Source organism: Adlercreutzia sp. CNCM I-6216, from assembly GCF_977113345.1.
Genome location: NZ_CDSBIE010000029.1, coordinates 1 through 2,382, shown reverse-complemented (window position 1 = coordinate 2,382; position 2,382 = coordinate 1). Strand labels below are relative to the sequence as shown.

Sequence of the window (2,382 nt, the reverse complement as noted above, 5' to 3'; positions counted from 1 at the left end):
TATTGGAGTCAGGTTAAATCAGCCACACCCAAGTCGGAGATAAATCGCCAATCCCGGCCAATTTAATTTCGCCAATACGCCAGTGATTCTAGTTGCGATTTACCTTTGCCTTCTGCTGCCTTATGCGGTCGCCCTAACTGCCAGCGGCGTTGTCTCGACTGAGAAGATCTCAAGTTCAGCGCCGCGGAAGCTGGCGCCCTTCATCACGAACACAGATGCACGGTCGAACAGGCGGTCGAGAGTGCAGAGCAGGGTGTCGTCGCCGGTGAAGAACTCGTCCCAGTTGTTCGTGGGCGTGTTGCTGGTCAATATCATCGTATTGGCGCAGTCCTTCTCGTAGCGCCGGTCGACGACATCGAAGAAGAGATCCGTGCACGCCTTGTCGAACGTGCACCGCCCCACCTCGTCGACTATGAGGCAGGACGGCTTCACCAGCGCGGCGACGGCTCGCGAGACGCTGCCGGAATCGGCGGCCCTCCTCAGTTTGTCCCTCAGCTCCGTGGCCTTCAGGTAGTACGTCTTGTAGCCGTTCAGGCAGCACTCCCGGCCATAGGCCTGGGCCAGGTGGGTCTTTCCGATGCCGCCCGGCCCTATGAACGCCAGGTTCTTGCGCGCATGCAGGTTCGCGAGCGCCGGCAGCTTGCGCAGCGCCCCCGCGTCCCGGCCGCGTATGCGGTCGAAGTCGAAGCCGGCGAAGGTTTTGGGGGCCTTCTGCGGCAGCCTGCTGAGCTTGAGCAGCGTCTCGATCACCTGGTCGTGACGCTTGTCCGCCAGATAGGAGAACACGGCGTCGAGCGCCGCGAGCTCGCCGCCTCCCATGCTGTGGCGCACGGCCAGCTCGGCCAGCTCCTCCGGGGCTATCGCCACTCCGAGCGACGCCGCCCGGGCGCTCACGCGATCGTAGACGGCCGCGGCATCTTCCGTGTCGCCCATGGCTACAGCCTCCCCTCGAAGTCGAACTTGTCGAACCCGGGCTTTCCCTTGGGAGGCTCCAGCCGGGCGATGACGGTCGTCACGGGGGCCGTCGGCAGCTCGACCGGCTGGACGTCGGCGTACTGGTCGTCGCAGCAGCTGTCCCTGCGGCCCCATGTCACGGGATGAGCCGCCAGTTCGCGAGAGAGGTCGTCGGAGTAGATGTGCAGCCATTCCCCGTCGCGGTTGACGCGGCACTCCCTCCCCGGATACCAGTACGGCACGCCGAAGCGCCTGCCCTCGTAGCTGACGAACCCGTCGAAGCTGATGCGTCGGCGGGGGCACAGGTAGAGCGCCAGCTCGTGGGTCATCGCGAGCACGGACGCGGCGGGCGCGCAGGCTGCGGAGTGCTCGTCGGCCGGAACACAGTCGACCGCCCTGCGGTAGCGCCCGGATTGCGCTGCGCACCATTCGAGAGCCTGGGCGTTCAGGTCGGTGGCGTTGCAGAACCTCCTCCCTGCCAGGAAGTTGCCCTTCACGAACCTGATCAGTCGCTCGACCTTGCCCTTCGTGAACGGGTGCCTGGGCTTGCACAGCTTCGTCTTGAACCCGACGCACGACATGAACGCGGCGTAGTCGGCCTGCCATACGGGCCTGCCGTCGATGTCGCGCCGCAGCACCACCGACTTCATGTTGTCGGTCAGCACGCACTCTGGCACCCCCATCACCGCGAACGCGTGGATCATGCCGATGAACAGGCTCTCCTGGCGCGCATTGGGGAAGAACTCCACGTAGCACGTGCCGCAGTGGTGGCACACCATCGCGAAGCACGCGATTCTGAACATGCCTCCGGTCCAGTCCTCGACATCGACGAATCCCCAGTCCATCTGGTAGGACTCGCCGGGCGATGTGGAGAATCTCCTGCCGCGGCTCGCCTGCGGGTCGGCGCCCGCGAGCCTCCTCTTCGAGGGAACCAGGTCGGCATGCGCGGCGATATAGTTCTTCACGGTGGTCCTGCCGCCCTCGTAGCCCTGGCCCCTGATGCGCTCGAAAACGACCTCGGAGTTGGTGACGCCCTCCGAGAGCAGGGCGTTCACAATGCCCTCGAAGCCGCTGATCACCGTCGTGGCAGCGCGCATCCCGCAGCGCCCGTGGGGCGCGACGACGAAACCTCTCGCTTTCAATGTGCGGGCCCTCGATCTCGAGAGCCCCGTTCTTCGCGAGAATTCGGCCAGGTTCATCTTGTCGAGTTCGAAGGAATCGCCCTCCGTCCGGGCGATATCCGATATGGCCTTGTCTATAATCTCCTGCAGGCCATTGCGCTCGTTGTCATTCATGGTCCTCCTTGTCTTCTGGCGTATTGGCGTACACCAGTGTAGGGCCAGCAGCGTCGCAATGGCTGTTTTTGCTTGACTGGAATTTGGCTGAACTAGTTTGACTTTAGGTGGCTATTCTCGCCCGACGCTAACA

2 protein-coding genes are annotated in these 2,382 nt (G+C 63.6%); both read right to left on the bottom strand.

Annotated features, from left to right (window positions below; genetic code table 11):
- Positions 1–120: 120 nt before the first annotated feature.
- A complete protein-coding gene (locus ACYVRU_RS12065; RefSeq protein WP_117285288.1) occupies positions 121–933 on the bottom strand; it encodes an ATP-binding protein in 813 nt (270 codons plus the stop codon).
- A gap of 2 nt (positions 934–935) precedes the next feature.
- Positions 936–2,249 carry an IS21 family transposase gene (gene istA / locus ACYVRU_RS12060; protein WP_139913199.1) on the bottom strand — a complete coding sequence of 438 codons (1,314 nt, stop codon included), beginning with the start codon at positions 2,247–2,249 and terminating at the stop codon, positions 936–938.
- Positions 2,250–2,382 lie beyond the last annotated feature (133 nt).

What these genes read in the sequence shown, in the direction of transcription:
- istA (WP_139913199.1), bottom strand. Translation starts at nt 2,249, where the DNA reads ATGAATGACAACGAGCGCAATGGCCTGCAGGAGATTATAGACAAGGCC.
- ACYVRU_RS12065 (WP_117285288.1), bottom strand. Translation starts at nt 933, where the DNA reads ATGGGCGACACGGAAGATGCCGCGGCCGTCTACGATCGCGTGAGCGCC.